We start from the raw sequence: 15,627 nt of genomic DNA on the forward strand, positions 1-15,627 counted from the left end.
CTATTCCTCCAATTTAACCTTCCACAAATATAGTTACATTATTTTCATCTAATGAATAATCATAATAATTTAATTCCGTTCTTTCTTCCCATTTCATTTTTTTCCAAAACGCATTACCTCCGAAATTTCTGCGAAATGCAATTAAACTGACTTTATTGATTTTCTCTTCTCGTAATGCTTCAACTGCCTTCAATGCCATTTGTGTTCCTATTCCTTTATGCCGATAATCTTCTGCCACGCACACATGATAAAAGCAGCCTCTTCGTCCGTCATGACCACAAAGAATTCCACCAACAATTTTTCCATCTTCTTCCGCGACTACACTTGTAGTTGGATTTCGTTTTAGAAACCGTTCAATACCTTCTCTGGAATCGTCAATTTTTCGAATTCCCAACCCTTCTATCGTGTTCCATAATTGAAACAAGCTGTCATAATCTTCCATGGTCATAACTCTGATCATTTGTTCTCCTCCTATTTCTATTTAATCCTTATGGAAACATTGGTACCAATTGTAATCCCATACTTTCTTCCAACCCAAACATAAGGTTCATATTTTGTACAGCCTGACCTGCCGCTCCTTTTACCAAATTGTCCATAGCTCCCATCATTATTACACGATTTGTTCTAGTGTCAATTTTAAAATTTACGTCCACAAAATTACTTCCTTCTACCCATTTTGTCTGAGGATAGACATCCTTTTCCAACACTCTTACAAAATACTCTTTTTCATAATATTTATCATAAACTGCTTTCATTTCTTCGTAGGTCATCTCCTCTTTTAAAGAAGCATATGCCGTTATCAGTATCCCCCGGTTCATCGGAACCAAATGCGGTGTAAAGTTCATCACCACTTTTTTGCCTGCCGCATAACTTAATTGTTCCTCGATTTCCGGTGTGTGTCTATGATTTGCTGCTGAATATGCCTTCATGTTCTCATTGACTTCACAATAGAGGTTATCTACTTTCGCTCCTCTTCCAGCACCTGAAGTTCCTGATTTTGCATCTATAATAAGAGTCTCCGTTTGAATAATTCCCTCTTTTACTAATGGATAAACAGATAAAAAGCTGCAAGTTGGATAACAGCCCGGATTCGCTATTAATCGAGCATTTTTAATTGATTCACGGTTTACTTCACATAATCCATAAACGGCTTCTTCAATCAATTGGGGAGAGGCATGTCTTAATCCATACCACTGTTCATAAGTTTCCACATCTTTGATTCTATAATCGGCACTTAGATCTATGACTTTCACTTTATTTAAAATATCTTCATTTAATAAGGAAGCGCACAATCCCTGTGGTGTCGCTGTGAAAATGACATCTACCTGTTTTGCCAGTTCATCCATATTATCATCAAGACATTTCTCCTCAACTAACTGAAACATATTCTGATAAATATGACTAAATTGCTGCCCAATATAACTTTTAGAACCAAACCATTTGATTTCTGCCTGTCTATGTCCTAATAACAAACGTACCAGCTCACCGCCTGCATAACCGGTCGCTCCTATAATTCCAACTTTAATCATATCATTCATCCTTTCTCATAACCTTTCGTTTCTATTATAAATATTCTTTCTATATTTTTTATTTAACACTAATATATCTCCAATTATTCGCAAAGGCATTTAACTCTATTCACTACCTAAGAAATATATTGTATAATTATACATCTTGTATGTATATTATTCAAGTGTTTTTTTTACAAAATTTGTATTTTTTAAATTACTTATTTACGTCTTTTTGTTCAAAAGTTTACTTTTAATAACTATTTATGCACTTTTCATGCATTTTGTGTGCATGTTTAATCATCATTATGTATATTATTACACTTGCATAATTATATTTAATGATGTATATTATTTGTATTGCATTATTGTTTATATCTTATTACTACAAAAAACGTAATTTATTAGGAGGTTTTTATTATGAAGGAAAAAGTTATTTTGGCATATTCCGGCGGCCTTGATACCACTGCAATAATCCCTTGGTTAAAAGAAAACTATGATTATGATGTAATTTGCTGTTGTATTGATGTAGGACAGGAAAGTGAATTAGATGGATTAGATGAAAGAGCCAAATTATCAGGCGCAGAAAAATTGTATATCTTGGATGTTATCGATGAGTTCTGTGATGAATATGTAGTGCCTTGTGTCCAGGCAAATGCTGTTTATGAGAACAAATATTTACTAGGAACTTCTATGGCAAGACCTATCATTGCCAAAAAGTTAGTTGAAATCGCACGCAAAGAAGGAGCTACTGCTATCTGTCACGGTGCTACCGGCAAAGGCAATGACCAGGTTCGTTTTGAATTAGGTATTAAAGCACTTGCTCCCGATTTGAAAATCATTGCACCTTGGAGATGTAATGAAACTTGGGGAATGAATTCCCGTGAGGAAGAAATCGAATACTGTAAAGCCCATGGCATTGACTTACCATTCTCAGCTGACTCAAGCTATAGCCGCGATAGAAACTTGTGGCATATCAGTCATGAAGGATTAGAATTAGAGGATCCTGCCGCTGAACCGGATTATGATCATCTTTTAGTATTAGGTGTATCTCCCGAAAAAGCACCTGAAGAAGCTGAATATGTGACTATGACTTTTGAAAAAGGAATTCCTACCAGCTTAAACGGTAAAGAAATGAAAGTTTCAGATATTATTAAGGAATTAAATAAACTTGGCGGTAAACATGGCATTGGTATCATTGACATCGTAGAAAACCGTGTTGTTGGTATGAAATCACGTGGAGTATATGAAACTCCGGGCGGAACGATATTAATGGAAGCGCATCAACAATTAGAAGAATTAATCCTTGACCGTGCTACCTATACTGTGAAAAAAGAAATGGGCAACAAGTTTGCAGACATTGTTTATGAAGGAAAATGGTTCACTCCTTTACGTGAAGCTGTTCAAGCATTCATTGAATCCACACAGCAATATGTGACGGGAGAGGTGAAATTTAAACTTTATAAAGGTAATATTATCAAAGCCGGAACTACTTCTCCTTATTCCTTATACAGCGAATCGTTAGCTTCCTTCACTACTGGTGAACTCTATGATCATCATGACGCTGAAGGGTTCATTAATTTATTCGGTCTTCCATTAAAGGTTCGTGCAATGAAAATGCAGAACGTTGAGAAAAATAAATAAAATACTAAAAATGGTCGGAATATTATGATTGTATTCCGACCACTATCTAAAATCTGTTCTATTTATGAATCCAAATTTTAATACCTATATACACAATTACACATCCACAAAAACCAAAAAATACGCAACTAAAAATAAATATACTTATATATGGTGTTCTCGAAGAAACTTTGCTTATCCATACATCAAAACTTCCTTCTCCATATGAATCAGATTGTCCTGACAAAATAAAATCATTATCAGATAGTAATAAAATACTATTAAAATAGTCTTGTTGCGTTCCTCCAAAAGTTCTACTGCATATCTCATTACCATTATTATCTGTTTTTATCAGATAACCATCAAAACTTCCTTCGCCAAAAGAGTCAGTATATCCCGCGATCATAAATCCACCGGTGCTAAGCTCTACAAATCTCCTGCCAAAATCATTATTAACTCCACCATACAATTTAGTCCATATATGATTACCGGTATTATCCATTTTTATCAAAGCCGCATCTACATTACCAGCATTATAAATATTACCAACTACAACAAAACTATGATCACTAAGTTCTTCTACTTGATAAGAGCGATCCCATATATCAGGTGAACCACCAAAAGTACGATCCCAGGTCTTATTTCCACTTCCATCCGTTTTAATCACCCATATCCTTACACTAGATGACCAGCCACCCGAGAAGCCGGTTATGATATAACCTCCATCTGACGTTTCTTTTACATCATACCCTGTATCATCAAGACTTCTAGAAAAAAACTTTGTCCATTGCTCATTCCCCAGACCATCGACCTTAGTTAATCTAATATCCAGCCAAGGATCAGTCTGAGTGCTGTTACCAACTAAAATATATCCTCCATCTGTTGTCTGTTCGACACCAAATCCTTGTGTATAATCACTATGTCCGTAAGTTTTAAACCACTCCATATTTCCATTACTGTCTGTTTTAACAAGATAAAATTTCCCTCTTGCAGAACCATATGAAGTACTGGTTCCGAAAGCGATGAATCCTCCATCTTGGGTCTGCTCAACATCATAAAAAGTATCGTCTTTTGCTCCTCCATAAGTTTTACTCCACAAAAGATTACCATTATTATCTGTTTTAATAAAGTAACCATCATAATTTCCTGCGCCGTAAGATTTTGTTGAACCCACAAACAAATACCCTCCATCTGTTGTTTTGGTACTTGCTGCGCAAACATCGTAATCAGTTCCACCATAGAATTTTTCCCAAACTTTTTCAGGACATTCATTCGCTGCTTTTAATTCATTACAGGATAATAGAAACATTATTGGTAAATAAGAAAACAATAAAATTATTTTTTTTAATTTATTCATTAATTAACCCAATTAAAACTTAATTGAGTATTCACCTCAATTCTTAAGCTATATTGACAACCCAATCTCTATATAAAATATTCAAAATATCCAACAGTTGTTAATATAATGAAAATAGGACTGAAATCCGTTTCAAACAGATTCAGTCCTAATATATCCTTATTCATTTATCGTTAAGGTTGTATTACAATACTATAACTCCACCATCTTCTTGCTGCATTCATTAAATAATCTGATTGATAATAACGATCTTTTCCTTTTAGTTGACCATCTTGATAACTTTCATTCCAACTATTAGGATCATATGTTTCAAAATAAGTTTTTCCATCTACAACTCGATACCCCTTAACTACAATGAAATGTCCTCCTCCGAAGTTATAAAATCTGCCTACTCTTTGATTCGTATTTCCATTATATGGGATGTAAGAGGTATTAATACAAAGTATTGCAATATTACCTTGCTTTAAAATGCTTTTTAAATTATTTTGACTTATTGGTTGTATTTGATATTTTGCACCATATAAATCAAGATATTTTGCTATGTCATCTGTGGACCACCAACCACCATTTCTAGGATATGTATTTCTGGCATCTTCAGCAGTTTTATTAAAGTATCCATTCTTCCATTTTAATGCCATTGTAACACTAGATGGTCCGCAATTATTGTTAGCATATGTACCGGTATTTTTCTGATCTATATACCAATCATACGGCCTATTATTACTTACATATTCTGTTTGATAATACCCTAATCCCCAACTAGGATTTAATGTTTGATTACTAGTATTTAAGTTTAATGCTGTACTATATGTACTAGTAGTAGCCTTTAATGTTTCTGCATGTACCGGCGTGTATCCAATGATTAATGTTGCTAACATTATAATTAAGAACATTCCAGTTAAACGACCCCGTATTTTTTTAATCATTTTCTCCTCCTTTTTCATTTACTGTTTTTGCTTTATGTTAACAATATTAAGTTACTACTTAATTTATATTATGTCAATTGCATTAAGATAATATTAAGATTGTATTACGTTTTCAAAAAAACTCTTGCATGTTTTCAGTTGTGAAAATATTCCCGTACAATAGATTGTGGAAACGATTATGCCAGACATTCCAATGAGCCTTAAGTACTAAACGAATATCAGGAAAGCCTTCTATTCGTTTTAAGTCTCATTTCCATGGCATAAACGTTTCCACAATCTATTGTACAGGAATATTTATCGTAAGTTTTCGATTTTGTTATACTTTGATTGGATTCTGCATAACGTATAATCATCAATTAATTTTCCTTCTTCATGAAACAACACGAAAACAGATGGGAATACTGTTTTCTACAATTTTCTACAAATTATTAAATTGGACTATGCTATTATTTAAAATATATTGATTGAATCCTTAAATAAATACTGAAAAAGGAGAAACGAATATGAATTTTAAATTAGTAAAGATAATTCTAACTATAATACCTTTATTAGCATTATTAGCCTTAATAGGGGCATTTCTATTGGATTTTAATTATATATTATTCCTATTAGGAATAATATTATCTTTTTTAAGTTATTTTGTGTTAACCATTTTAATAATATATAAAGTATTAAAAAATAAATCTAAATAAAATTTAAAGTACAACAGCCACAGACCAAAAGTATCCCCGTCTGTTTTCTCGCCTTCTTATATACATTTAGAAAATCTTAGTTCTAAAAATGGATGCTTTAGTCTGGACATAAATTCCCTTAATGTATGAAAACAAAGAGAAACCAGACGGGATAACACTTAATCCATCAATTTATCCTGCACAATGCTTGATCTCTACTTTGATCTTTACTTTGATCTCTTCTGTTTAAGCTTAATGTAGCCTCCTTTAATGTTTCTGCATTTACCGGCGCATATTCACTCATTAATGTTGCTAACATTGTCATTAATAGCGCTCCTGCAAAATGTCTCTTTAGTTTTTTAATCATTTTTTCCTCCTTTTCATTTATGATTATATGTTTTATGTTAACAATGTCAGGTTACTATTCATTACATTTTATGTCAAGTGCATTAAGCAAATATTAAAATGTATTAAGACTGTGTTAAGTTTATATTGCATCCCCTTAAAGAAATCATACAGTTGCAGTTATGAAAATATTTTATTTCTAATAAGAATAGTTTTATCTTTCTAAAGTTATCTCCAACTAACTATTTTGATAATTTAAAAATGTTAAAAATGTAATTTTAAGTAAAAGTACAACAGCCGCTGACCAAAAGTCCCCCGTCTGTTTTCTCGCCTTCTTTAATACATTTAGGGAATCTTAGTTCTGAAAATGGATGCTTTAGTCAGGACTTAGATTCCCTTAATGTATGAAAACAAAGACAAAACAGACGGGGTTACTTACCACTTAATTCATCAATTTATCCTGCACAAATTAAAATTCTTCTTCATCTTGAAAACCAAGGAAATATACCTTCTCAATATTTTCGTGATTGAATAAATACATATAATCTTCACTTATATTTCCCTACGGATATAAGCATCCTATATAATCCCATTCCTTTTCATTTTCTTTCTGAATTTGTTTACGTCCATAAATCATTACTCTTTTCTTGCCACCCTGTAATAATACAACAGATCCTATTGGTAAATAGTCTTTCATACTAGTTATCTCCTTGTAAAATAATTTCTTTTTTTAAAAATTCATTAATATTATTAATATCAATTACATTTTCACTAATAGTCTTTTCATGTAATAGTTTCTTATTTACTTTTTTATATGGTATTTTTCCTTCAACTTTACTTAAAAATATTGTTTCATAAACACTTTTATTATTAATAAATTTCTTCAAACAAATCCTTGCTTCTGATTCTTTTAAATGTTTTTCTATCTCTGTATGTTTCATTTCAGATATGTAATTCTTAAAAAAGGCTTTAGAAAATTCCTTTAATTCTTCCATCCATTCCTCTTTATTATTTACTACTCTAATTTCAAAAAGACCTCTCTCTTTAAATTCTAAAAATGCATATCCATACTCAGATTGAAAAAATGATTTTAAATAACCCTCACCATTTTTAAATGCAATTTGAAGCTTATGTACTGCTACAGACATAATTATTTTTTCAAATTTTTCTTTTCCCCACCATAAATCTTGAGAAGTAAATTTTTTCTTTACTTTTTCCGCTACTTTATCCATACCTATTTGGTTTTTCCTTTTTAGTACATTATTTACACCAAAAGGCAAAATTGACGGAATTCCTCTAAGTGATGGATACATTCCTTTATACGCCATTATCATTAACATAACAATTTCTTCTTCATTTACAACCATATATTTCCTCTCCTTTTTTATACTTTATGCAAAAGAGCACCACTTAGCAATCGCATTTCCAACAGAATTACATAGTAAGAAATCTCATCCATAACGTGAACATTTATTGCTTATCTTTTTTATATTTAATTATCGCAGTAATAAGACCTAAAATATTTCCTATTATCATAAACATAAAAGAAATATTGCATATAGTGTAAGTTTGACTTCTTGATAACATTATATTTTCAGAACTTAAATAACCTAATATCCCAAATATAATTCCTAATATTATTAATATTGTTGATATTTTATTTAACATTGATTACCTTTCTTTTTTGTATAAATTCTCTTTTTGTCTATTGGTCTTGTCCCCTTTTCTTGTATAGGTCAAATATTTATATGATAGATCCCCCACAAATTCAGCATCAATCTGTATTTCCCACTGACTTTCATCGAATTCAGGAAAAAATGTATCACCTTCAATGCACTGATCTATCTGTGTTATATACATTTTATCTACAATATTTATTGCTTCTTCATATAAACGAGCTCCACCTGATATGTAGACGTTTTTGTTTTCTGCTATCTTTAATGCTTCATCTAGTGAATGTGCTACTACACAATTTTCTTCATTTATATGCATAGTTCTTGATATTACTATTGTTAATCGATTTGGCAATGGTCTTCCAATTTCTTCGTATGATCTTCTACCCATAATTACAACATTGTCTGTAGTAAGTTCTTTAAATCTCTTTTGCTCACCTTTTATTTTCCAAGGTATCATTCCATTCTTCCCAATAACTTTATTTTTTGAATATGCTACTATTAATGCTTTCATTCTAAAATCTCCTTTATTTGTTGCATCCAAAAACATATTGAATTTAAAAAAATCAAAAAAAACAGAAGAATGCGGGTGCGACGCATTCTTCTGTTTTTTAAGCAAATACATATTTTTTTTACTAATATTGTTAAGTCTCTTGTATTATACTTGTATTATCAAAAAATTACCATTGGTTTTTTGCTTATTTTTTTGAAATTTTCTTTAATTTTCCCTAAACACTACTTAATAATCGTGATTTTTTGCTTTTTATAAATATTTAATCTCAAATTCTTCCAAAGGTAGTGGTTTTGAAAAGTAGTATCCTTGAATTAATCTTACTTTCATATCCTTTAATATCTGATATTGCCCTGCATGTTCCACGCCCTCTATACAAACTTTAACTCCTATCACACTTGCTAGTTCAGAAACCAGTTTTACAAAGGAATGAGCATATTCATCTGATTCAATATCATTCACAAAACTTTGATCTACTTTAATTACATCCAACGGAATCTCCTTTATATGGTTTAATGAAGAATATCCAGTTCCAAAATCATCTAAAGCAATTCTTATTCCTAATTTTCTGATTTCTCCTAAAATATTTTTCATTCTGCTCATATCATTGATAGCTAAACTTTCTGTTACTTCTAAGGTCAGATTCTGGGGATTTATACCTACTTTTTTAACTACATCTGATACTACATCTACAATATCATTTTGCAATAATTGAACGACAGATAAATTTACATTTACTTTATAATCCGGATGCCCCATATCATTCCAATATTTACAATTATAACAGGCCTGCTCCAAAACATATTGACCTATTGGATTAATCAATCCAAGATATTCTGCCAAAGGGATGAACTCTCCAGGAGAAATAAAACCCAGTTTTTCACTATTCCAGCGTACCAATGCCTCTGCACCTGTACATTGATTTCCTTCCTTTCCAACATCAAAGATAGGTTGATAATATACTTCAAACTCTTTGCAAGCATTAGAAGTTGCATCTCTCATATTTTTTTCCAAATCAAGTCTTTTGTATGATGTGCCATCAAAATTATTATCGTAAAATTCTAATCGATTCTTTCCGTCTTTTTTTGCCTGATACATAGCTATATCTGCTTTTTGTATCAAATCTTGTACTGTTTCTCCATCTTTAGGAAAAGATACAATTCCCATACTCATAGTACAATAATAATCGGAACCTTTTAAAAACCAAGGCTTATTAAAAATAAGCTGGATTTCATTCAAAATCCGATCCAGATTTTTATATTCTTCTCTTGTTACCAAGATGATAAATTCATCTCCACCCATGCGATAACAATTATCTTCAATTCCTTTGATTCTTTGTAGACTATGTGAAATAGATTTCAAAAGAACATCTCCATAGTGATGACCCAAGCCATCATTGATATGTTTAAAATCATCTAAATCTATGTACAATAATGCTCCATTTCCACCTTTTCTTTGTACGTTTTTCAGAAAAACTCCCAAATCAGCTTCACATCTCATCCGATTATATAGACCTGTTAAAAAATCATTATTAGCCTGTTGTTCAATCTTTTGCTGGTACAATTTTTTGTCTGTTACATCATAAACGGTACATAAGGAAACTTCTCTTCCATCGACCCATACAATATCCTTGAAACGTACGTCATACCATTGTCCTTCTTCTTCATAGAACATCTCATAATAATCTTTATTAAGACTGACTGCTTGTCCTTTTAAAATTAGTTCGTCGAACTTACCGGCATGTATTGCTTTTGCAAAATAACTTTTTATTTTTTTGTTTACAAATAATGTTTCTTCTGTCGTTTTATCTTTCACAAAAATGCCACAACCGATATTTTCAAGTATTGCTTCTAATGATACATAAGAACCTGCAAGAGAATTTTTTGTAATCCTTTTCGTTACAATACTTTGCATAATCTTTTTTACATCATTTAAGAATTTGATCGTATTGATATCCCATATGCGGGAATACCTGCGTTCTAAAAAATTTGCATACATAATGACTTGATTATTGACCTCAATCGGTAGTGTAATAATTGCTTTCAAATCATATTCTTTGAAAACTTTGGCAAAATTCTCAGGCAATGGGGTATCACTTGATAAGGTATACGGTCTTTTTCCTAGAAACGGGAGACTCGTTCTTGCAATACCTTGAAATTTATCAAATAGAGAATCCACATCATCATTGTTCCATTCCCCTATCATATCAATCGTATCATCCCGTTTATTGACCCGCAAAACATGAGCATCGCTTATTTCGAAATAAACTCCTACAATCTGCAGTATCGTTCGTATCAGATCCTCAAAACTTATTTCTGATTCAAGAAGTTGTACGACCTCTGCCATTGTTTCATTTCGCTTCAATTCATCTTCCATCTTTTTTTCTGCCAGCCTGCTTTTCTGTATTTCTGCACTGGCACTCATTATGGACACCTTCAAAGAGAAATATTTTTTGGAAATCTGCATCAATAACTCAATGGATTTATAAAATTGTTCTTCCTTCATCGTGTGAGTAAAAACTTCAAAACCACTTTCATATTCATTTGAAATTTGTACATCATTTAAGATTCCACAGACTAGCCATGATAAAATCTGTCTTTTAGCTACTTCTATTTTAATAGCTGCTATCTTAACATTTGGATATTGCGTTTCTTCCACTATCAACTCTTCAATTTCATTGCTTTGTGCCTGTTTTAAAAGTTCAAAAAAGCTATCAAGACCTAGCAACTTTTCTATTTGCTGACGTTCTTCATACGTTCCTGAGAACTTTGTCAAAACTCCACGATCTGCGTCTACGCACGCAACAAGAGCACCGCAGGAATTACTGAATTTATCCTGTATTTCCTGCAATTCTATAATATCAAACAAATGTCCCTGAGAACTATATTCGGTTATATTCGTAGGATTAATAGGTTCCGCCATTCAAATTACTCCTTTACGGCTATTAAGAATAAATAAAATCCTTTTTTCTCATCAATGCAAAATTCTCGAATAAGCGAATAATCTTTCCTGATTCTTAAATGCTTTTTAACATAACCCATCTCATTAGAATACATAAAAATCAATCCATTCGCCTTTAGAACTTCTTTTGATTTTTGAAAAAATCTTTCATATAGAAGATTCAATTCCTCTTTTCCCATCCTGCCTTGTACCGGCATATTCGTAAAGATTTCATCAAACAAATATTCATGTGTAAATTGGAAATAATCTCTTTGAATATAATTCACTACCATATCGGCTCGTTCTGTATTGTTTCTGGCTTTCTTTATGGCATCGCCAAAATAATCAATTCCATACATTGTGCCAGCTTCAATGGCTTTATTTCGTTCTATCAACATTGTACCAACACCGCAAAACGGGTCTAATATTTGTGCTCCCTTCATCATATATTCTTTCGATATTTCAGCTAATAATGCTGCTGTCGTTGGATGAATGGATGCAGCAATTACATCTTGACGATATGAAAATCTATCATCAGGTATTGTAAATAATTTCAAACAAGGATAATACTTCCCTGCATTACTTTCAATTAGCCTTATTTCAATTTCGTAATGAGAAGTTGAGTTGATCAATTGTCCATTTGAAAGAGACTCCAGTTCTAATGCGACTCTTTTAGCAAAACTACTTTTTTTATCCAATGACATCTTGCTTTTCAATTCAATTCTAAAATAAAAAGGAGCTTCGCCCTTATGACAGTCTTTCAAAATGGACATTAAATTACTCTGGACTAATTTTTCCGCAATGAAACTAACATCTTTTTCTAGATTTTTATCACAATTTAAAGTAAATAATAGTTCTTTATAAGTCCGTATGGGCAAAACACTCATCAAACGATTCGTAACAATCTTCACTCCTGCGTTCAAATTTTTAAAAGTCGTTTCTTTTAACTGACCAGATGTTACTTCACTATAATTCTTTTGAGTTGTTAATATAATTTCTAATTTCTGTTTCGGTTCTACAAATTCATGTTTCTTTGGTTCTTTATATTTCCATATCATATTTTGAAGAACCTTCATTTCTTCTGCAACATGTTTCTTTGCACTTTCTTCGATATCAGAAACACGTAAAAAAGAAAGACGTTCCTCTAATTTATCTAAATAGACCCGATAATCATATTTGCTCATAGCAATTAAATATGCACTCTTTACAAACATCTGACTTTCCTTAACATAGGTATCAAACAGTGTTTTTAAATAATCGGGTTCTTTTAATTCTCCTAGTATGAAAGCTGTATTTTTTCTGACTTTTGCATCTTCTGATTTTAATAACTGCAGAATAGCTTCCCCTTTACTTTTAATTTCGCATACTAATTCCTGCTTTTGGTCTTCTATCTTTAATTCTTGCTTTAATTTAATTAAGTTTTCTCTGATATTTTTCCCAGCAAGAATTTCTTCTAAATAATTTGTCATAAATTCATCCCCATCAACTTAGTTTTTTAGATAGTTCACCCAAAAATACAACTTCATTTTACATTAATTTGGGCATTAATGCAACTTATTTCTGCTTTCCATGACTCTTTATATAATTCGTTACCTCTAATTTGAACTGTTTCCATGCATCTGTATTTTCCACAAAATATTTGGGACAATTTTTACCTGTAATATCATAATGACGGATAACATCATCTACCTGTACTTGGAACTTACTACACAACCATGCAGTCAGTTCTATCAAAGAATCATATGTTTCTTTCGTGAATTTCCCAGTTTCATCCGGATGACAACACTCTATAGAAATTGTATCGGAATTCCTATGGTTAGAAGCATATGAAATCTCTGAAGTAGGAATACATTGTACAATTTCGCCTTCAATTCCTATAATAAAATGGCTGCTTGCTTTTGTAATTTTACTTTTCTTTAATCCCTCAAAATAATCTCTGTTCTGCATAGCTGTTGTTCCCGGATTGCCTGTATAATGAACTACAATCCCTTTGATCTTTTTCAACGGTGTCTGTGGTCTGGAATATTCATTGACTGATAACAATTGTACATTTATTTGAGGCTTATCTTCAATGAAAGGAACTTCTTTGCCAAGAAACTTCTGTCTAACAGACTTACTGCAAAAAAAGAGTACTATACAAAGGATTACAATTATTAGTAAACCGATTGCTCCTATTTTTATTGGGAATTTTGTAACTTTTCTTTTTTTTCTTCTTTTGGTATTCATTTTAAACTCCTCAATCCTTTGTTATTGGTAATTTTGGATTATTATTTGAAGTGTTTTTCTTCCGTTAAATTCATTTATTGAAGGATAATAAGTTAATGATAAAGACAAATCTGTTGGTTTTCCTTCGTATAAAAAATCTACTTTCTCCTTTGAATATTTACAGCACAAATATTCATAAAAATCATCTGTATTTCCAAAATATAAAGCTTCCATTTTGATTTGTTTTCCATTTTCTATTAACATTTTTAAGACATTCTTATTCTTCCCCAAAACTTTCAAAGAAATAATTCTTAAATCTTTTTCTGCAAAAACAGGTTTTGTATTTCCTTTTCCAAAAGGCTCTAAAATCTCCAACTCTTTTATGAATTCTTCTGTAATATAATCAATCGGCATAGGAACATCAATCATAATTTTAGATACAAAATCTTCCTCTGTCAAAGCTGCATTTGTATTTAACGTCTCTCTCAACAACTCAATATTTTTTTCTTCCATAGAAAGCCCCGCCGCCATCGGATGCCCTCCAAACTTTGTAAATAACTCTTTGCATTTATTCATTTCTTCAAACATATGGTAGCTTTCTATCGAACGTCCGGAGCCTTTTATTCCCTCTTCTCCTTTGGTAAGAACAAATACGGGCTTATTATATTTTTCTCTGACTCTGCCAGCTATTATCCCAGCTAAACTTTCGTGACAATCGGGTAGATAAATTACCAGTACTTTATCTTCTATAAGCGAAGAATTTTCTACCATTTCTATCGCTTTCTCTAACCCCTGCATCGTCATTTCTTTACGACTGTCATTTAGCGCCTTTAAATCTCCGGCAATACGATTCGCATCTGCCATATTATCTGCCTGTAACAGCGAAAAGGCTCTTTTTGCTGTATCTAAACGACCGCTTGCATTAATACAGGGTCCCAATACAAAACCGATATGATAAGCAGATAATCTTTCACAATCAAGTTGATTGATTCCAATTAAAGCCTTTAATCCCAAATTTCTGGTACGTTTCAAGTTTTCAAGTCCATATTTAACAAGAACTCGATTCTCTCCCTGCAGATCCATAACATCTCCTACGGTAGCTATCGCAACATATTCCAGTAATTCATAAAGGCAGCTTTTCTCAATTTTATATTCTTGATATAAAGTTTCAACCAGTTTATATGCAACTGCTGCACCGCAAAGATTTTTAAAAGGATAGGAACATTCCAACTGTTTTGGATTCACAATTGCATCTGCTTTAGAACGTAAATATTGCTTTTCCCCAGCCACTTCGATATAAGGAATATCATGATGATCGGTAACAATCACAGTCATACCCAATTCCTTGGCAAATGCTATTTGATCAATTGCTGCTATCCCGTTATCACAAGTTATAATTGTATCAATCCCTTTTTCGTAAGCTGACTGAATCAGATTTTCATTTATTCCATAGCCGTCTTTCATTCTATCAGGTATCTCAATATCTGCCAAAGCTCCGCATTTATGTAATCCTGTCAATAAAATATGTGTAGCATTTACACCATCAATATCATAATCTCCGATTATTCTGATTTTTTTCTTGGACTTTATTTTTTCTTTTAAAATAGTGACTGCCAATTCCATATCTTTCATTTCTCTCGGATTATGCAAATCTTCTAAAGTACCGTTCAAATAAAAAGCAATTTCTTTTTCTTCCAGCAAATCTCTATTCCGTAGTATTCTTGCTGTTACCGGAGATATCCCAAAACGTTTACTTATTTGATTAAAATCAGCTCTTTTCGCTGCTATGAACCATTTTTCCATATCTATTTCTTCCTTCTAAAATGAGAGTGCTCAAGGCCAGCACTCTCATCATTCTTCTTGTATTT

The 15,627-nt window shown here is 32.0% G+C and carries 12 protein-coding genes and 1 pseudogene; 1 reads left to right on the forward strand and 12 read right to left on the reverse strand.

The genetic code is table 11. The annotated features are described in order from the left end of the window. Positions 1-13: 13 nt before the first annotated feature. Together DWV06_RS06770 and argC are read right to left on the reverse strand one after the other, a co-directional pair. On the reverse strand, positions 14-460 hold the full coding sequence (locus DWV06_RS06770; RefSeq protein ID WP_115481425.1) for a GNAT family N-acetyltransferase: 447 nt from the start codon (positions 458-460) through the stop codon (positions 14-16). A 28-nt stretch (positions 461-488) separates the two neighbouring features. After that, positions 489-1,529 carry an N-acetyl-gamma-glutamyl-phosphate reductase gene (gene argC / locus DWV06_RS06775; protein WP_115481426.1) on the reverse strand — a complete coding sequence of 347 codons (1,041 nt, stop codon included), beginning with the start codon at positions 1,527-1,529 and terminating at the stop codon, positions 489-491. Between the two features lie 399 nt (positions 1,530-1,928). Between argC and DWV06_RS06780 the strand changes: the two genes are divergently transcribed. Next, complete coding sequence (locus tag DWV06_RS06780) at positions 1,929-3,152, forward strand: argininosuccinate synthase (RefSeq protein WP_115481427.1); 1,224 nt, start codon at positions 1,929-1,931, stop codon at positions 3,150-3,152. A gap of 58 nt (positions 3,153-3,210) precedes the next feature. On the opposite strand, the gene DWV06_RS06785 is transcribed toward DWV06_RS06780, so the two are convergent. The 10 genes and pseudogenes from DWV06_RS06785 to recJ all read right to left on the reverse strand — a co-directional run bounded on the left by DWV06_RS06785 (position 3,211) and on the right by recJ (position 15,562). Beyond that, positions 3,211-4,488: a hypothetical protein gene (locus tag DWV06_RS06785; protein ID WP_115481428.1), complete on the reverse strand. Its 1,278-nt coding sequence runs from the start codon at positions 4,486-4,488 to the stop codon at positions 3,211-3,213. 173 nt (positions 4,489-4,661) lie between these two features. After that, positions 4,662-5,414: a C39 family peptidase gene (locus DWV06_RS06790; RefSeq protein ID WP_235828909.1), complete on the reverse strand. Its 753-nt coding sequence runs from the start codon at positions 5,412-5,414 to the stop codon at positions 4,662-4,664. Between the two features lie 858 nt (positions 5,415-6,272). Continuing rightward, the gene (locus tag DWV06_RS06800; protein ID WP_115481430.1) at positions 6,273-6,452 is read right to left on the reverse strand and encodes a hypothetical protein; all 180 of its coding nucleotides are present in this window, start codon (positions 6,450-6,452) and stop codon (positions 6,273-6,275) included. Positions 6,453-6,899: 447 nt separating this feature from the next. After that, a pseudogene (locus DWV06_RS06805) lies at positions 6,900-7,127 on the reverse strand (DUF4176 domain-containing protein). 1 nt (position 7,128) lies between these two features. After that, positions 7,129-7,797, reverse strand: a complete 669-nt coding sequence (locus tag DWV06_RS06810; RefSeq protein WP_115481431.1) for a hypothetical protein — start codon at positions 7,795-7,797, stop codon at positions 7,129-7,131. Between the two features lie 304 nt (positions 7,798-8,101). Further along, positions 8,102-8,617, reverse strand: coding sequence for a dihydrofolate reductase (locus DWV06_RS06820; RefSeq protein ID WP_115481513.1), 516 nt, complete (start codon positions 8,615-8,617; stop codon positions 8,102-8,104). A gap of 249 nt (positions 8,618-8,866) precedes the next feature. Then, positions 8,867-11,536 (reverse strand): sensor domain-containing phosphodiesterase, encoded by a 2,670-nt coding sequence (locus tag DWV06_RS06825; protein ID WP_115481433.1) that lies wholly within the window; start codon positions 11,534-11,536, stop codon positions 8,867-8,869. Positions 11,537-11,541: 5 nt separating this feature from the next. Then, positions 11,542-13,023: a methyltransferase gene (locus DWV06_RS06830; protein WP_115481434.1), complete on the reverse strand. Its 1,482-nt coding sequence runs from the start codon at positions 13,021-13,023 to the stop codon at positions 11,542-11,544. 85 nt (positions 13,024-13,108) lie between these two features. Continuing rightward, positions 13,109-13,780: a peptidoglycan recognition protein family protein gene (locus tag DWV06_RS06835; protein WP_115481435.1), complete on the reverse strand. Its 672-nt coding sequence runs from the start codon at positions 13,778-13,780 to the stop codon at positions 13,109-13,111. Positions 13,781-13,801: 21 nt separating this feature from the next. Further along, on the reverse strand, positions 13,802-15,562 hold the full coding sequence (recJ, locus tag DWV06_RS06840) for a single-stranded-DNA-specific exonuclease RecJ (protein ID WP_115481436.1): 1,761 nt from the start codon (positions 15,560-15,562) through the stop codon (positions 13,802-13,804). Positions 15,563-15,627 lie beyond the last annotated feature (65 nt).

Origin of the sequence: Anaerosacchariphilus polymeriproducens, assembly GCF_003363435.1 — a bacterium.
Taxonomy (GTDB): Bacteria; Bacillota; Clostridia; order Lachnospirales; family Lachnospiraceae; genus Anaerosacchariphilus; species Anaerosacchariphilus polymeriproducens.

Bases quoted from the DNA above. Each gene is read 5' to 3' on its own strand.
- DWV06_RS06810 (WP_115481431.1), bottom strand. From the start codon at position 7,797: ATGGTTGTAAATGAAGAAGAAATTGTTATGTTAATGATAATGGCGTAT.
- DWV06_RS06800 (WP_115481430.1), bottom strand. From the start codon at position 6,452: ATGATTAAAAAACTAAAGAGACATTTTGCAGGAGCGCTATTAATGACA.
- DWV06_RS06825 (WP_115481433.1), bottom strand. From the start codon at position 11,536: ATGGCGGAACCTATTAATCCTACGAATATAACCGAATATAGTTCTCAG.
- DWV06_RS06790 (WP_235828909.1), bottom strand. From the start codon at position 5,414: ATGATTAAAAAAATACGGGGTCGTTTAACTGGAATGTTCTTAATTATA.
- recJ (WP_115481436.1), bottom strand. From the start codon at position 15,562: ATGGAAAAATGGTTCATAGCAGCGAAAAGAGCTGATTTTAATCAAATA.
- DWV06_RS06770 (WP_115481425.1), bottom strand. From the start codon at position 460: ATGATCAGAGTTATGACCATGGAAGATTATGACAGCTTGTTTCAATTA.
- DWV06_RS06835 (WP_115481435.1), bottom strand. From the start codon at position 13,780: ATGAATACCAAAAGAAGAAAAAAAAGAAAAGTTACAAAATTCCCAATA.
- argC (WP_115481426.1), bottom strand. From the start codon at position 1,529: ATGATTAAAGTTGGAATTATAGGAGCGACCGGTTATGCAGGCGGTGAG.
- DWV06_RS06785 (WP_115481428.1), bottom strand. From the start codon at position 4,488: ATGAATAAATTAAAAAAAATAATTTTATTGTTTTCTTATTTACCAATA.
- DWV06_RS06830 (WP_115481434.1), bottom strand. From the start codon at position 13,023: ATGACAAATTATTTAGAAGAAATTCTTGCTGGGAAAAATATCAGAGAA.
- DWV06_RS06780 (WP_115481427.1), top strand. From the start codon at position 1,929: ATGAAGGAAAAAGTTATTTTGGCATATTCCGGCGGCCTTGATACCACT.
- DWV06_RS06820 (WP_115481513.1), bottom strand. From the start codon at position 8,617: ATGAAAGCATTAATAGTAGCATATTCAAAAAATAAAGTTATTGGGAAG.